The following is a 14,212-nucleotide window of genomic DNA, read 5'->3' as shown; positions in this document are numbered from 1 at the left end:
TCCTACATCGGCCGCCTGACCTGCTGTGCCCGCTCCGGTTCGACCACCCTGCGGTAAAGATGCCAGGTCGCGTGGCCAAGGATGGGCATGACGACGGCAAGCCCGGCAAATAGCGGGATCGAGCCGATGACCAGGAGCACGGCGACCATCAGGCCCCACAGCGCCATCTGCAGCGGGTTTGTCATAACTGCGCGCGCCGACGTCTCGACTGCCGAGACCGCGCCGACGTCACGATCGAGCAACAGCGGAAAGGCGACGACAGTCGTCGCCAGCACGATCGCGGCGAAGGCGAACCCAGCCGCGTTGCCGAGCAGGATCAGCGTCCAGCCCTTGCTGGTCGTCAGCACCTCGCGAATAAAGCCGACGATAGAGGCCGGAGGCTGATTGCCGTACAGACTGGTGTAGATCGATTGCGCGGTGAACAGCCAGAGCAGGAACAGTACCACCAGCATGATACCGATGACCGCAATCGCGGGCAGCGCCGGGGAGTGGCGCACGTCGAGCGCATGCCACCAGGATGTATCCATGCCGAACTCGCGCCGGCGGCTGATTTCGTAAAGGCCGATAGCGGCGAACGGACCGACCAAAGCGAAGCCGGACATCAGCGGATAGATGAGCTGGATGGCGTTCGAGCCCGACGTCCACTGCGTCAGGATCAGGCCGACCACCGGATAGATCAGGCACAGGAACACGTAATGCGACGGCTTGGCCCAGAAATCCTCTACGCCGAGACGGAGCGCATCGAGCAGATCCTCGGTGCTGATGCGGCGCACCGTGGGCTGTACATGCATTCCACCTGCGTCCGCCATGACATGAAAGCCGGCCATAACCTTTCTCCCGTGTGTCGGGGCGGCCACCGCCAGGATGGCCGCCCGCAGCTGCCACTTCAAGAACGGCGATATGATAGCCGATCTCGGCACGCTTGTCGCCACCGCCCGGCGCCGGGGCGCCGGGCGGCTGAACGAACAGATTAGGCCGCGAAGCGATCGATCACCTCGGCCAGCGGTACGTGACCGAGGCAAGCGCCGGACCCGGCGGGCTTTTCGCCAGCCTCGACAGCGAGCGCGTATCGCACGGCCGGATTGGCTTCGATGCTGGCGGCGTAGCGCCGCCAGCTTAGGATAAGCGGCGCCGTCGACCGCCTGGTGGAACTCCGCCCAGCGCGCCACGCCGATCAGCGTGGTATCCGCAAGCGTCAGCCGGTCGCCGATCAGGAATTCCGTGTCGAGGATCATCGCCTCGAGCTGGTCATGGCGGTTGGTAACGACCTTGCGGCCAAAGTCACGCAAGGTTGCCAGCAACACCGGATCGGCCGACTCCATTTCATATGCAGCCCAGAGCGGGGTGAAAGCGGCGGTGAAACCGGTGTTCACGAAAGCCGTCAACTGATGCATCCGGTCGGCTTCCGGCGAGCGGGGCTCGAAGCTGATACGACGTTGCGTATCGCGTGCTTCGAGCCAAGCGGCAATCGCCATGGTCTCGGTGAGCACCCTGCCTTGGTCCGTAATCAACACCGGTGTTTCCTGGCGGCCGTTGATGCTGGCATAGGCATCGTTCTTCATTTCAGTGAGCATATCGACCCGACACAGGCGGTAGGGTTGTCCGAGGCGTTCAAATGCAGCGACAAGCCCCATCGAACTTCCCAGCGGGAAGCCGTAAAGGAGAATAGGTTCCATTTCTTTGTCTCTTCCATGATTTAGGGATTACGCTGCGCAGCGAAACTTGACCCTAAACGCTGGTCGCCCCATGTAAATTACGCACTATTCTGTAACCAGGTTCCCGCCATGAAAGACGTCGTCTCACGCTGCCCGATCGAAGAGACCATGCGTGTGCTCAGCGGTCGCTGGCCCACCTTGCTGCTCTACTATCTCAAGGACGGGACCAAGCGCTTCAGCGACCTGAGGCGTGACAACCCGACAGTGTCGCACCGCATCCTGGCGCTCGAACTGCGCAAGCTGGAGGAAGCCGGGATCGTGCGGCGAACGGCGCATGCCGGCTATCCGCTACGCGTGGATTACGACCTCACGGAGCCCGGGCTCAAGCTTGTGCCGCTCATCGACGCCCTTGGCGACTGGTGGGAACATACCGAGGACGACCGGGCCGGCCGGGTTACATCGACGCCGGAAACGAGTCTGGACACAGCCGCCTAGCCGGTGGTGAAAATCGGACGCTTGCCACCCGAGGCTGGACAGCCGCTTTGGGTCGGATCCGGGCCGAATACCGAAATGCACCGGCAGCGCCAGAAGCTTCATTGCCGAGCAGATACTCTAACGTCGCATTTTGGGCCGCAAGCGGACTGGCCGCTTTTAGGTCCTTGGACCATCGATCCGGCCTCAGTTCGGATCTGCCGACGTTGCTTTCGACCGGTCCTGTGACCACGGCGGCTTCCACCGGATCGCCAGAAAAGCGAGGGAAGCGAGGGAAGGCAGCGTCAAGTTCGAGCCAGAGATTAAGAAGAACGGAGCCATCGCCGCATCGGCGTCTGCCTCCGTGGGTATGGACGGATTCACTCATGCGCAATATGAATGGGGATAAGGCCTGCCGTGGCGCTCACATTTTCGCTGCGTCGCTAAGGCAGGTGGCGCTCGTTCAATGCCGCTGCGCGCGGCCAGCAGAAGTGTCGATATCAGGGGGATCTGGTCAATGACCGACAACAAGCCAGACGTTACCAAGGATTGGCAAGCGACGCAGGGCCAGAAGTCCTCCGCCACGCGTCTTCGCCTTTTCGCCGCACTCTCGTGGATCGTCGCAATTGGCGGCGAGATCTACGGGATTATGCTGCTTCGCCAGAACAAGTTCGACCAGGGACACCTGCCGCTGATCATCGGCCTTCTGGTCGGCATCGCGATTTTCGCAATCGCCGGCAACTTGCTGTGGAAGGCGGCCAACAGGCACGATCCGGCCCGTGCATCCGACGCGGCCAGGTTCTTCTTCCAAAACCAGCTCGGCGCAATCATCACGCTGATTGCCTTCCTCCCGCTGGTTTTCCTGATCCTCACCGACAAAAACATGGATCCGCGGACCAAGAAGATTGCCGGCGGCGTCGGCGCTGCGCTGGCCGTGCTCGCGACGGTCACGGGGATCAGTTTCAAACCCCCGTCGGTCGAACAGTACACCCAGGATATGAACGCATGCGCAGCCCAGATCAAGTCGGGGCAGCCCACCACCGCCTGTTCGCCCGATGTCGCCGCTCAGGCGCAGGCGATCGCGACGGACACCGCCGCGGTGGCGGCGGCGACGAAGAACGCGAGCCACCCCGCCGGTCAGGATGTCGTCTACTGGATCGCGCCCGAAAACGGAGCCGCGAAGTCCGCCGAGCCGCATGTTTTCCACCTCTGCGCAGGCGTGAGTCCGCTGAAGGACAAGACCGTGAATAGTGGCTCCGTGACGGAGGCCTATGCACAGAACGCCATTCGCATCACGAAGCAGATCGATATGGAACAGAAGCAGTGCGGGTTCACCGCCACAACCAGCACCAACTGAACCCGCCTGCGCTCGCCCCCGCACGAGCGCCTTGGATCAGTGGGGCGTCGTCAGCGGAGCTCGGTCCTTTTGTTGCGCTGCGGGTCGGCTTGCGCGAGATTCTAGTCCCCTGCCCGGCAAAAGCCATGATCACCGCTATGTCAGGCGGGCATGACCGTTGCGAGAATCGAAAATGATGAAGGCAAACCTGGCCTAAACAGGCGCATGCTGCTCAGAGCTGCCGGCCTTGGCGCCCTTGCCGGGCTCACCGCCTGCGCAACGGCTGTGCTGCCCACCGGCGAAGGCGCCGGTGTCTCTGCCTCCGCCGCCGGCACGCTGGCCGGCATCCGCGCCTCGGCCGGCCTCGCGCCGCTTCTCCCAGATCCTCAGCTCGAACGGGCAGCCCTGCAGCAGGCCGGCTATATGGCGCGCGGCGGCCGGATGAACCACACCACCGGCTGGGGCAAGGACTTTGCCTCGCGCGTCAAAGACAACGGCATTGCCGGCGCTGCCGCCGAAAACATCGCCGAAGGCCGCTTCGACCAGCAGAAGCTGTTCGATGTCTGGGTGCATTCGCCAGGCCACCGCCGCAACATGCTCGACCCGCGCTTCACCCGCTTCGGCCTCGCCTATGTACGCGACGGCCGCGACAGCACGCTTCACTATTGGTGCCTTGTGCTCGGCAGATAATTTCCGCCATTTGGTCGGCGGAAGCCTGCCGGGCGACCGACCCGTCAGTCTTTGCGGCCGCCGCCGAGCAATTCCTCGATGTCCTGCGCACAAACCGGTCTGCTGAAATGATAGCCCTGCATTTCGTCGCAATTGTTCCTGCGCAGGAAGGCCACCTGATCATCTGTCTCAACGCCCTCGGCGATGACCCTCAGGTTGAGATTTTGCCCCAATGAAATCACCGCGCTGGCCACAGCCTGGTCGTTCTCGTCGGCGGCGAGGTCCTTGATGAAGGACTTGTCGATCTTCAGCCGCGCCACGGGAAAGGTCTTGAGTGCGCTGAGGCTGGAATAGCCTGTGCCGAAATCATCGATCGAGATCTGGACACCCAGGCTTTGCAGAGCGTTCATGGTGGCGACGGCGAGCTCGATATCCTGCATGATAAGGCTCTCGGTCACCTCCAGCTCGAGATACCTGGCCTCCAGGCCGCTGTCCTTCAGCGCGCTGACGATGCGATCGATCAGGTTGCGTTCCCTGAATTGCCGCGGCGACACGTTCACGCAAACGGTCAAGGGCGGCAGCCCGGCGTCTTGCCAGGCTTTGTTCTGCCGGCACGCCTCATGCAGAACCCAGTCGCCGATCGGTACGATCAGACCTGTCTCCTCGGCGGTCGGGATGAACGTCGTCGGCATTACCGTGCCAAGCGTTGGATGGTTCCAGCGTATCAGCGCCTCGACCGCAAAAACCCGACCTGACCGAAGGTCCACCTGCGGCTGGTAGAGCAGCGTGAATTGCGAACGCGCCAAGGCGTTTCGCAACTCTTCCTGAAGCACGAATTTTTCATGCGCCCTGGTGTTGAACTCGGGAGCGTAAAACTGGAAATTGTCGCGACCGAACTCCTTGGCTCGATACATGGCCGCGTCGGCATTTGCCAGCAGCGTATCGGGATCCGTCCCATCCTTGGGATAGTTGGCAATGCCCATGCTGGCCGTCGCCCGCACAAGATGCGCTCCGAGCTGAACCGGCTCGGCGAGTGCCGCCCGGAGCTTTTGCAAGGTCTCGGAGACGAGATCGACGTTCGCCGGCTGGTCGAAAAGTACGACGACGAATTCGTCGCCGCCGAGCCGCACGACGGTATCGGTCGCCCTGACGCAGTCGACCATGCGACTTGCGACGATCTTCAGAAGCTCGTCTCCGGCATTGTGGCCGAGCGTGTCGTTGACGAATTTGAAATTGTCCAGATCGATGAACACCACCGTCACCCAGCGATCGTATCGCTGGGCGTACAGGACCGCCTGTGAAAGCCGGTCCTCGAGCAAGGCGCGATTGGGAAGCCCGGTCAGCACGTCATGGTTGGCCATGAAGTGTATCCGGTCTTCGGCCTGTTTGCGTTCGATGGCGATCCCGGCGATGCGCGTGGTGAAATCGATGAGGCGGGTCTCGGCCTCGGTCGGTTCGCGCACCGTCATCGAATACATCGCAAAGACGCCAAGCACGACGCCCTGATGCGACAGGATCGGGGTCGACCAGCACGAACGCAAACCGTGCGGCCGCGCGAGTTCGCGATAATCCTGCCAAAGCGGATCGTGCATGATGTCAGCGACAATCACCGGTTCGCGCCGATAGACTGCCGTTCCGCAAGACCCTGCCCGAGGGCCAACCGCGGCGCCGTCGACGGCGTTGGCGTAGTCTCTCGCCAGGCTCGGCGCGGCGGCGTGGCGCAAATGGCTGCCATCCTTGTCGAGCAGCAAGACCGAACCGAATATCCCCGCCAGTTGGGACTCAACCAGACGCATGAGCTGCTCGAGCACGTCTTCGAGGGGAGCGCTCTTTGCGATCATCTCGAGGATATGCGCCTGCCCGTCGCGCAGGATTTCCGCCTGCTTGCGCGCAGTGATGTCGCGGGCAATGCCGACGAGGCCGAAAATGTTGTTTTGAACATTGTGCAACGGCAGTTTCGTAGACAGGAACCATTTGCCGGTGCCTGACGCATCGACGACGAACTCCTCCTCGTCGATCATCGGTTGTCCGTCGCGCATCAGTTGCTGCTCGATGAGGCGAAATTTCTGCGCAAGATCCGGTGCGTGAAGGTCGAAGTCGCTCAGACCGATCATGTCGCTCGTGCTGTCTCGACCGCTGTCGGACGCAATGGCTCGGTTGGCGACGACGAAGCGGCTTTCGGTGTCCTTCACCCACATGTAGTCAGGCACCAGGTCGATCAGCGTCTGCAACGAGACGCCCGCTGCTGCCGGCGACGCTGCCCAGAGGTTGGGATTGAACGGATTGATATAGGCCGAGAGCTCGGCGTGGTTGATCTGCGTGTTGCGTACCAGCAGAACCGTCACCACCGACACGCCGATCGACGAGCCAAGATTGCGCACCAGGCTAAACAACGCCGTTGCATCGGTGCGGAAGCGTGCGTCGAGCGTGGCGAAGGCCACGGTGGACAGCGGCACGAAAACCATTCCCATTCCAAGGCCCTGGATGACGCCGGAGCTGAGGATAAGCCAGTTGTCCATCAGCGGCGAGAAGCTGGACATCGTGTAGAGCGACTGCGCGGTCAGCAGGAAGCCGATGACGACGAGAATCCTGGCATCGATCTTGTGCATGATCCGCCCGACGAACAGCATCGCGATCATCGTGCCGACACCGCGCGGCCCCAGGACGATGCCGATGGTGAGGGTCGGATAGCCGAAGATAGTCGACAGCATTGGCGGCAGCAGCGACATGCTCGCCAAGATGAGCACGCCCATGACAAAGATGAACGCCAGCCCGGTGACAAAATTGCGATCGAGGAAGATCTTCGGGTCGATAAAGGGGTGCTCCGCCGTCAACGTGTGGATGGTGAATACCCAGAAGCCGGTGATGGAAAGACCAAGCTCGATCCATATCTCGATCGAGGAAAACCAGTCGACCTCGCCGCCGCGATCGAGCATCAGCTGCAGCGCGCCGACACCGAGCGAGAGCATGGTGAAGCCGAAGAAATCGAAGCTGCGCACCCGCCGGGCGACGCTGGGAAGATATGCGGCCATGCCGAGGAAGGCGATGATGCCGACCGGCAGGTTGATGAAGAACACCCAGCGCCAGTTGAAATTCTCGGTCAGCCAGCCACCCAGCGTCGGGCCAAGGATTGGTCCCAGCATGATGCCGGCGCCCCAGATGGCCATTGCCTGGCCGTGACGTTCCCTGGGGTTGATGTCGAGCAGGAAGGTCTGCGACAGAGGTACGATGGCCGCGCCGAACACGCCTTGCATCAGCCGGAAGAGAACGATGGTCTCCAGGCTCCAGGCGATGCCGCACAGCATGGAGAAGACCGTGAAGCCGACCACGGCCGTCAGGAACAGCTCCTTGCGGCCGAAGCGATCGGCCAGCCAGCCGGTCACCGGCGTCATGATCGCCGCGGCAACGATGTAGGAGGTCAGCACCCAGTTGATGTTGTCGGGGGAGGCGCCGAGATCGCCGGTCATGGTCGGCAGCGCAACGTTGGCGATCGTCGTGTCGAGCGCCTGCATGATCGTCGCCAGCATGAGCGCAACTGTGATCAGGCCGCGGTGCGGTACTTCGCGAAAGGGTTCTGGGCTGCTCATGACGTAAAACTTCCAGCAGGTAACAAAAACGTGTACATTAGGTTTCCGGACGGCGAGGCCCTCGCTGTAGAGAGACCCTCATCGCGGTGGGACGCGAGCATCGATGTGGGGGTTACATCGACTGAGCGTCTCGACAAAGCGTGCGCCTGCCGCCCGGAAACCTGAGGACCGAAGATCCTGCGCGGCGTTGTCTGCTCAGGCAGGCTACAGCGCAGCCCGACCACGCATTCAACTTTTCCTGCGCCTCCCTCGGACCAATCCTGTCACCTGCATCCATCTCGCTGTTTGCTATGCGGCCGCTGTTAGGCCTCCTTACTTGGCCTCGCCTGCCGTGGCGCGGCGGAAAATGCTCGGCAGCCCGCGGGAAACGCCGGTGTCCACCGTGACGGTCGCGCTCATGCCGGTGCGCAGCGCCATCTTGGCGTCGGCATCGGCCAATTCCAGGCGGACCGGAATGCGCTGCGTGACCTTGACCCAATTGCCGGTGGCGTTCTGCGCGGGCAGCAGCGAGAACTCGGCCCCGGTGCCGGCGCCGATCGCCTTGACGGTGGCTTCGAACGTCTTGCCTGGATAGGTGTCGACCACGATTTCGGCCTTCTGGCCCGGCTTCATGTTGGTGAGCTGGGTTTCCTTGAAATTGGCATCGACCCAGGTGTCGCCGGTCTCGACCAGCGAAAACAGCGGCGTGCCCGAACCGACATACTGGCCGACCTTGAACGAAGCGGCCTGGCTGATGATGCCGTCGGCAGGCGCCTTGACCGTGGTCTGGACCAGATCGTAGGCCGCCTTGTCGCGTGCGGCGAGCGCCGCCATTACAGTTGGATGCTTGTCGGTCTCGATGTCGGGATTGCCGCCAAGTGCCGCCTTGGCGCTGACGATCCCTTGCTGGGCCACGGCCAGTTGCTGCTTGGCCTTATCGAGGTCGTTCTTGGCCTCGTCCAGCGACGACTTGGCGTTGATGCCCTTGTGGGCAAGGTCGGCGGCGCGGTCATATTGCGACTGCGCGTACTGGACCTGGCTTTCGTCGGACTTCTCCTGCGCCAGCGCCTGGCTATAGGCCGCACGCAACTGCTCGACATTGAGCCGCGCGCCCGCCACCGCCGCGTCGGCTTGGGCCAACGCGATCCGGTAGGGCTCGGGATCGATGGCGAACAACACGTCGCCCTGCTTGACAGACTGGTTGTCGAAAATGTCGACCTGAACGATGCGGCCCGCCGCATCGGCGGCTATCGACACCTTGGCCTGCTGCAGATTGGCGTTTTCGGTCTCCTGATAGCGGCCGCCGGTCACCCAGACATAGCTGCCGCCGGCGATCAACGCAGCGGGCAGCACAAACATCAAAAGGAAGCGGCCGGCACGACGCTTCTTCTTCGGCGCCACCGACGCCGGAGCTACCTGCGCAGCGACCGTTACCGGAGTTGCCGCCGGCTTCGCGGGAGCTTCCATCTCCAGCTTGGCCGCATTCTCATCTACTTTGGCTACCGCGTTCATCCTGCTGCGCCTTCCGTATTCTTCACTTTTTCCGAGGGCGGCGTGTCACCATCTGCAAGATTCTGCACCATTGTCTCCAGCGCCTTGACCAGGACGCGGCGATCTTCCGGCGAAACGCCAACGAGCGATTCTTCATAAACCTCGCCGGCAAGGCTCTTGACGTGGGCGTAGGCCGCGTTCGCCTTGGCGGTCGGGAAAATCATGCGCACCCGCCTGTCGGTTGCGTCCGGACGGCGCTCGATCCAGCCGCCCTCCTCCATGCGATCGACAAGACGCGAGACGCTGATCGGCTCGATTTCGAGAAGCTCGGCAAGCCGCGCCTGCGCGACACCCGCCTCCTTGGCGACGCGGACCAGAAGCCGCCATTGCGCCGAAGAAAGGCCAAAACCGCTGGCGCGCGCCTCGAAGCGCTTGCGCATCAGGCGCTGCACGTCGTGGATCAAAAAGCCCAATCTGTCGATGCCATCGGAAACCATGAGCGACATATATAATAAGCGTGCTCATAATTCAAGGAGCCGGATTATGCCAGAAGCCGGTAAGTGTGCATGGCAGTCAGTGCAGGGCGATCGTGGTTAGCAATTTATCACCCCGGACGCTTGTGACGAGTATGCAGAAGATCGGCGTTCAGATGCTCAGACTATCGATCTCATCCAGGCGGAAAAGGCTTCGATATGCGCTTGTCGGGGGTGATTGGCTACGCTGGCAAGGTAAAAGCCATAGCCTGGCAGAGAGAGATCATGTGCCTTGACCAGCCTGCCAGCTTCGAGTTCGCCACTGACGACCACATCGCTGCAGATAGCGATGCCTTGGCCTGCCGCGACCGCGTCGATCGCGTGCAGCTCTTCGCGGAAGCTAAGGTCCCATGCCTGGTTGGCATTGGGGATGCTGGGATCGATCGAGCGTGCGATCGCCAGCCATCGCTGCCAAGTCGGCGCTTCCGGGTCGCGGTTCGTCCAATTGAAATGGATGAGCGGGTATTGCAGCAGATCGGCGGCGCGCTCGATCTGTCGGTCGCCTCCTGCGAACAGCTCCGGGCTGCATACCGGAAAGAATGCGTCCCGAAAAATTTCCTGCGCGGGAACATCCCGCGGCATCCTGCGCGCATAGCGGATCGCGACGTCAGCGTCACCGGCTCGCAGGTCCAGAACGGCGTCTGTCCCGATGATCTCCAGTGGAATGTTCGGATGCTGTTCGCGCCACTTCGACAGGCGCGGAACCAGCCATCGGCTGGCAAATGCATTTGGGCTCGTCACGCGCAACGGGCGTTGGCCAACACCGGCCGAGGCTGATGCTATTGCCGCAGCGAAAGCGTCGAAGCCGCTGCAAATTACCGGGAATAGCCGTTCGCCCACGCCTGTGAGCACGAGCGGTCGTGGGCGCCGCCGGAACAGCAGTTGCCCACAGACCTCCTCCAGCAATCGAATCTGGTGGCTGATGGCCGTTGGCGTCACTCCGAGTTCCGTCGCGGCCTTCCTGAAGCTCATCAGCCTGGCAGCGGCTTCGAAGGCGCGAAGCGACCCGAGCGGCGGAAGTTTTCTCATCCAGGCAGTTTAGATGAATTTAGCTCATCCAGCGACTGAGATATTCGATTTTGCAGCGAATGGCGCCGCATGAGATCATTATGATCCGACACATGTCGGTGAACGAAAGCGGCCTGTCCAACCGTGCCAGATCACGAAGGGTATCCCTCGATGAGCATGTTCAAGCTTATAGACGGTTCCGAGCCGACGTTGCAGGCGCCAGATATCGCCCGGCTCAGGCAGGCGATTCGCGGCGATCTGATCCTTCCGGACGACCCTGGCTATGACCAGGCGCGCAGAGTTTGGAATGGCATGGTCGATAAGAGGCCGGCGGCTGTCTTCTATTGCGCCGAATCCAGCGATGTCGTCACGGTCGTCAACTTCGCCCGATCGCAAGGCTTCCTCGTCGCCGTCCGCGGCGGTGGTCATAACGTCGCCGGCAGTTCGGTATGCGACGGCGGCGTGGTGATCGATGTGTCACGCATGAAGCGGATCGAAGTCGACCCGAACCGCCGCGTTGCGCGCGCAGAAGCCGGCTTGAACCTGGGCGAGTTCGACGCAGCCACACAGGTCCATGGTCTTGCGACGACCATGGGTGTCAACGCGGATACCGGCATAGCCGGACTGACACTCGGCGGCGGGTTCGGCAAGCTTGGCCGCAAACATGGACTGAGCTGCGACAACCTTGTCGCTGTCGAAATCGTGACGGCGGACGGTCGGTTGCTCACGGCAAACGCGGCCGAAAATGCAGATTTGTTCTGGGGCATTCGGGGCGGCGGCGGCAATTTCGGAATAGTCACGACTTTCGAATACAAGCTCCATCCCGTGGGTCCGCTCCTCATCGCGGGATCGATGCTATACCGGTACGAAGAGGCACGCGAAGCGATGCGGTTCTACCGTGCGTTCTCGAGCGGCGCCCCGGATGAGCTGAGCCTGGATGCAGCACTTGTGACGGCGCCCTCGGGCGAACGCTTCTTCAGCATATCGGCGTGCTACATCGGCCCACTCGACGAGGGCGAGCAAATCATTCAACCTCTGAGAGAGTATGGCACGCCGGTTGAGCGCCGGATTGCTCCTGTCCCCTATCTTCAAATCCAATCGGCCGGGGACAGCCTCTTTCCGCGCGGGCGGCGCTACTACTGGAAGGCGCAGTTCATGCGCGAAATCACAGATCAGGCGATCGATAACATGCTTGCGGCTTACATGACTGCACCCAGCGAATCGCTTCTGGTCCTGCAGCAGGTTGGCGGCGCCATCTCGCGAGTACCGGCGGACGGAACGCCCTACGCCAACCGAGATGCACTTTACGATTGCTTCCCGATATCGATCTGGGACAATCCGTCTGACGACGAAACGCACATCCGATGGGCGCGTGACCTGTGGGATGCAATGAGACCGTTCTCGACCGGCGGCGTCTATGCCAACAATCTCGGCGAAGAGGGCACTGATCGGGTTCTGGCAGCTTACGGCGAGAATTATCCGAGGTTGGCCGCACTAAAAAACAAGTATGATCCCACCAATTTCTTTCGCTTGAACCAAAACATTAAGCCTATGACCTGAGCGACCGCCGCAGGCTGATGCTCGAAATTCTGCGGCGCTGCTACAACTCCAAATTCCAGTTCTGGCCGACCAGATCCTTGCCGAAGGAATGGTGGCGCTCCTCGTTGGTCAATTTAAAGCCCGCAGCCTCATAGATGTGGCGGGCGGCGGCGAGCACGTCATTGGTCCACAGCGTCAGTGTCCTGTAGCCCGTGGCGCGGCAGAAGCCGACACATTCCTCGACCAGCTGCTTGCCGATGCCGAGGCCGCGCGCCGACGGCTCGACATAGAGCAGGCGCAACTTCGCCACCGCGTCCGACTGGCGCACGACGAAGACCGAGCCGACGACCTCTCCTTGCCGCTCGGCGATCCAGCTGCGTTCCCATCTCGGATCGAAGGATTTGACGAAGGCACCGAGGATTTCGGCGACCAGCGCTTCATAGGTTTCGTCCCAGCCATATTCCTGCGCGTAGAGCAGGCCCTGGCGATGGATGATCCAGCCGATGTCGCCGACTTGCAGAGGCCGCAGCATATAGGGAATTTTGGGCTCGGCGCTTCCGCCCAGCAGGCGCTGCACCGTCTGCATGGCCTTGACCAGCCTGTCCTGTTCGGCAACCGAAAGCCGGTCGAGCAAAGCCGCGACCTGGTCGTGCGAACCCTGGTTCAGCGGCGCGAAGGCCTGCCGCCCGGCCTTGGTCAGCGCGATCGACGAGCGCCGCGCATCCGCCTCGATCGTGGCACGCTCGACCAGATCACGCTCCTCGAACTTCTTCAGCAGCCGGCTGAGATAACCGGCATCGAGGCCGAGATCGCGCGCAAGGTCGGTGGCGGTCAGGCCATCGCGATGCGCCAGCTCATAGAGCACCCGCGCCTCGGTCAGCGAGAAGGTGCTTTTCAGCAGCCCTTCGTCGAGCAGCCCGATCTGGCGGGTATAGAAGCGGTTGAAGGCCCGCACCGCGTCGATCCGCTCCTTGCCTGGGTGATGATGAATGGTCATGGCATCCTCCTCCGGGCAAGATCAGCCATTTAGTTGACTTAGTCAAGTATCCGTCTGAAGCAATTGTCCTGATGATGCTCACCGAGCGCCTTGACTCGCGCGAGTTGCCAGCCTATTTCAGCGCCACGTTAGCACTCCCCCAAGATGAGTGCTAACCACATGTCCGGCGCCGCCGGACGGAGGAACTGTTCTCACCATTCTCATCGAGGAATAAAAAATGGCAAAGTCGAAGTTCCGCCCGCTTCATGACCGCGTGGTCGTTCGTCGGGTCGAATCCGAATCCAAGACCGCGGGCGGGATCATCATCCCCGATACGGCTAAGGAAAAGCCGCAGGAAGGCGAGATCATCGCCGTCGGTTCCGGCGCCCGCGACGAAGCCGGCAAGCTCGTCCCGCTGGACGTCAAGGCCGGCGACCGCATCCTGTTCGGCAAGTGGTCGGGCACCGAAGTCAAGCTCAATGGCGAAGACCTTCTGATCATGAAGGAATCCGACATTATGGGCATCATCGGCTGAATATCGGCCTCACCCTCATTTAAATCTTCGGGCTCAATCCAAGCCCCTGCCAGGAGCTAAAAATGGCTGCCAAAGACGTAAAATTCTCCCGCGACGCTCGTGAGCGCATGCTGCGCGGCGTCAACATCCTCGCCGACGCGGTGAAGGTCACGCTCGGCCCCAAGGGCCGCAACGTCGTCATCGACAAGTCGTTCGGCGCACCGCGCATCACCAAGGACGGCGTCACTGTCGCCAAGGAAATCGAGCTTGAGGACAAGTTCGAAAACATGGGCGCGCAGATGGTCCGCGAAGTTGCTTCGAAGACCAACGACATCGCCGGCGACGGCACCACGACCGCGACCGTTCTGGCACAGTCGATCGTCCAGGAAGGCCACAAGGCGGTTGCCGCCGGCATGAACCCGATGGACCTCAAGCGCGGCATCGACCTCGCCGT

At 61.8% G+C, this 14,212-nt stretch carries 12 protein-coding genes and 1 pseudogene; 6 read left to right on the top strand and 7 right to left on the bottom strand.

Translation table 11 applies throughout. The features are described 5' to 3' along the window. Positions 1-2: 2 nt before the first annotated feature. Positions 3-827, bottom strand: coding sequence for a DUF2189 domain-containing protein (locus NKJ40_RS06555; RefSeq protein WP_292653925.1), 825 nt, complete (start codon positions 825-827; stop codon positions 3-5). 333 nt (positions 828-1,160) lie between these two features. Further along, positions 1,161-1,634: pseudogene (locus NKJ40_RS06550) on the bottom strand (glutathione S-transferase family protein); the annotation flags it as partial. A gap of 150 nt (positions 1,635-1,784) precedes the next feature. On the opposite strand from NKJ40_RS06550, the gene NKJ40_RS06545 reads away from it, so the two are divergent. From NKJ40_RS06545 to NKJ40_RS06535, 3 genes are all read left to right on the top strand, one after another. Continuing rightward, positions 1,785-2,150: a winged helix-turn-helix transcriptional regulator gene (locus tag NKJ40_RS06545; RefSeq protein ID WP_352465385.1), complete on the top strand. Its 366-nt coding sequence runs from the start codon at positions 1,785-1,787 to the stop codon at positions 2,148-2,150. A gap of 493 nt (positions 2,151-2,643) precedes the next feature. Next, complete coding sequence (locus NKJ40_RS06540) at positions 2,644-3,483, top strand: hypothetical protein (protein ID WP_352465384.1); 840 nt, start codon at positions 2,644-2,646, stop codon at positions 3,481-3,483. Positions 3,484-3,633: 150 nt separating this feature from the next. Beyond that, positions 3,634-4,152 (top strand): CAP domain-containing protein, encoded by a 519-nt coding sequence (locus NKJ40_RS06535; protein ID WP_352465383.1) that lies wholly within the window; start codon positions 3,634-3,636, stop codon positions 4,150-4,152. 44 nt (positions 4,153-4,196) lie between these two features. Here the strand turns inward: NKJ40_RS06535 and NKJ40_RS06530 are convergent, their stop codons facing one another. From NKJ40_RS06530 to NKJ40_RS06515, 4 genes are all read right to left on the bottom strand, one after another. Further along, positions 4,197-7,718, bottom strand: coding sequence for a DHA2 family efflux MFS transporter permease subunit (locus tag NKJ40_RS06530; protein ID WP_352465382.1), 3,522 nt, complete (start codon positions 7,716-7,718; stop codon positions 4,197-4,199). Between the two features lie 312 nt (positions 7,719-8,030). Next, the gene (locus tag NKJ40_RS06525) at positions 8,031-9,209 is read right to left on the bottom strand and encodes an HlyD family secretion protein (RefSeq protein WP_352465381.1); all 1,179 of its coding nucleotides are present in this window, start codon (positions 9,207-9,209) and stop codon (positions 8,031-8,033) included. Next, positions 9,206-9,685: a MarR family winged helix-turn-helix transcriptional regulator gene (locus NKJ40_RS06520; RefSeq protein ID WP_292653963.1), complete on the bottom strand. Its 480-nt coding sequence runs from the start codon at positions 9,683-9,685 to the stop codon at positions 9,206-9,208. Before NKJ40_RS06520 ends, NKJ40_RS06525 begins: the two co-directional genes overlap by 4 nt. Positions 9,686-9,841: 156 nt before the next feature. Then, positions 9,842-10,750 carry a LysR substrate-binding domain-containing protein gene (locus NKJ40_RS06515; protein ID WP_352465380.1) on the bottom strand — a complete coding sequence of 303 codons (909 nt, stop codon included), beginning with the start codon at positions 10,748-10,750 and terminating at the stop codon, positions 9,842-9,844. 150 nt (positions 10,751-10,900) lie between these two features. Between NKJ40_RS06515 and NKJ40_RS06510 the strand changes: the two genes are divergently transcribed. Next, the gene (locus tag NKJ40_RS06510; RefSeq protein WP_352465379.1) at positions 10,901-12,289 is read left to right on the top strand and encodes an FAD-binding oxidoreductase; all 1,389 of its coding nucleotides are present in this window, start codon (positions 10,901-10,903) and stop codon (positions 12,287-12,289) included. 40 nt (positions 12,290-12,329) lie between these two features. Here the strand turns inward: NKJ40_RS06510 and NKJ40_RS06505 are convergent, their stop codons facing one another. Further along, a complete protein-coding gene (locus tag NKJ40_RS06505; protein ID WP_352465378.1) occupies positions 12,330-13,265 on the bottom strand; it encodes a bifunctional helix-turn-helix transcriptional regulator/GNAT family N-acetyltransferase in 936 nt (311 codons plus the stop codon). Between the two features lie 217 nt (positions 13,266-13,482). Here NKJ40_RS06505 and groES point away from each other — a divergent pair, with 217 nt between their 5' ends. Next, positions 13,483-13,779, top strand: coding sequence for a co-chaperone GroES (groES, locus tag NKJ40_RS06500; RefSeq protein WP_006203049.1), 297 nt, complete (start codon positions 13,483-13,485; stop codon positions 13,777-13,779). A 62-nt stretch (positions 13,780-13,841) separates the two neighbouring features. Continuing rightward, on the top strand, positions 13,842-14,212 hold a 371-nt coding region (locus NKJ40_RS06495; RefSeq protein WP_287300818.1), incomplete at its 3' end, for a TCP-1/cpn60 chaperonin family protein.

Source organism: Mesorhizobium sp. M0119 (assembly GCF_040322615.1).
GTDB lineage: Bacteria > Pseudomonadota > Alphaproteobacteria > Rhizobiales > Rhizobiaceae > Mesorhizobium.
The sequence above is the reverse complement of the archived record's forward strand: the minus strand, read 5'-3'. Positions and strand labels throughout refer to the sequence as shown.

Bases quoted from the DNA above. Each gene is read 5' to 3' on its own strand.
- NKJ40_RS06530 (WP_352465382.1), bottom strand. From the start codon at position 7,718: ATGAGCAGCCCAGAACCCTTTCGCGAAGTACCGCACCGCGGCCTGATC.
- NKJ40_RS06505 (WP_352465378.1), bottom strand. From the start codon at position 13,265: ATGACCATTCATCATCACCCAGGCAAGGAGCGGATCGACGCGGTGCGG.
- NKJ40_RS06515 (WP_352465380.1), bottom strand. From the start codon at position 10,750: ATGAGAAAACTTCCGCCGCTCGGGTCGCTTCGCGCCTTCGAAGCCGCT.
- NKJ40_RS06555 (WP_292653925.1), bottom strand. From the start codon at position 827: ATGGCCGGCTTTCATGTCATGGCGGACGCAGGTGGAATGCATGTACAG.
- groES (WP_006203049.1), top strand. From the start codon at position 13,483: ATGGCAAAGTCGAAGTTCCGCCCGCTTCATGACCGCGTGGTCGTTCGT.
- NKJ40_RS06545 (WP_352465385.1), top strand. From the start codon at position 1,785: ATGAAAGACGTCGTCTCACGCTGCCCGATCGAAGAGACCATGCGTGTG.
- NKJ40_RS06510 (WP_352465379.1), top strand. From the start codon at position 10,901: ATGAGCATGTTCAAGCTTATAGACGGTTCCGAGCCGACGTTGCAGGCG.
- NKJ40_RS06535 (WP_352465383.1), top strand. From the start codon at position 3,634: ATGACCGTTGCGAGAATCGAAAATGATGAAGGCAAACCTGGCCTAAAC.
- NKJ40_RS06525 (WP_352465381.1), bottom strand. From the start codon at position 9,209: ATGAACGCGGTAGCCAAAGTAGATGAGAATGCGGCCAAGCTGGAGATG.
- NKJ40_RS06520 (WP_292653963.1), bottom strand. From the start codon at position 9,685: ATGGTTTCCGATGGCATCGACAGATTGGGCTTTTTGATCCACGACGTG.
- NKJ40_RS06540 (WP_352465384.1), top strand. From the start codon at position 2,644: ATGACCGACAACAAGCCAGACGTTACCAAGGATTGGCAAGCGACGCAG.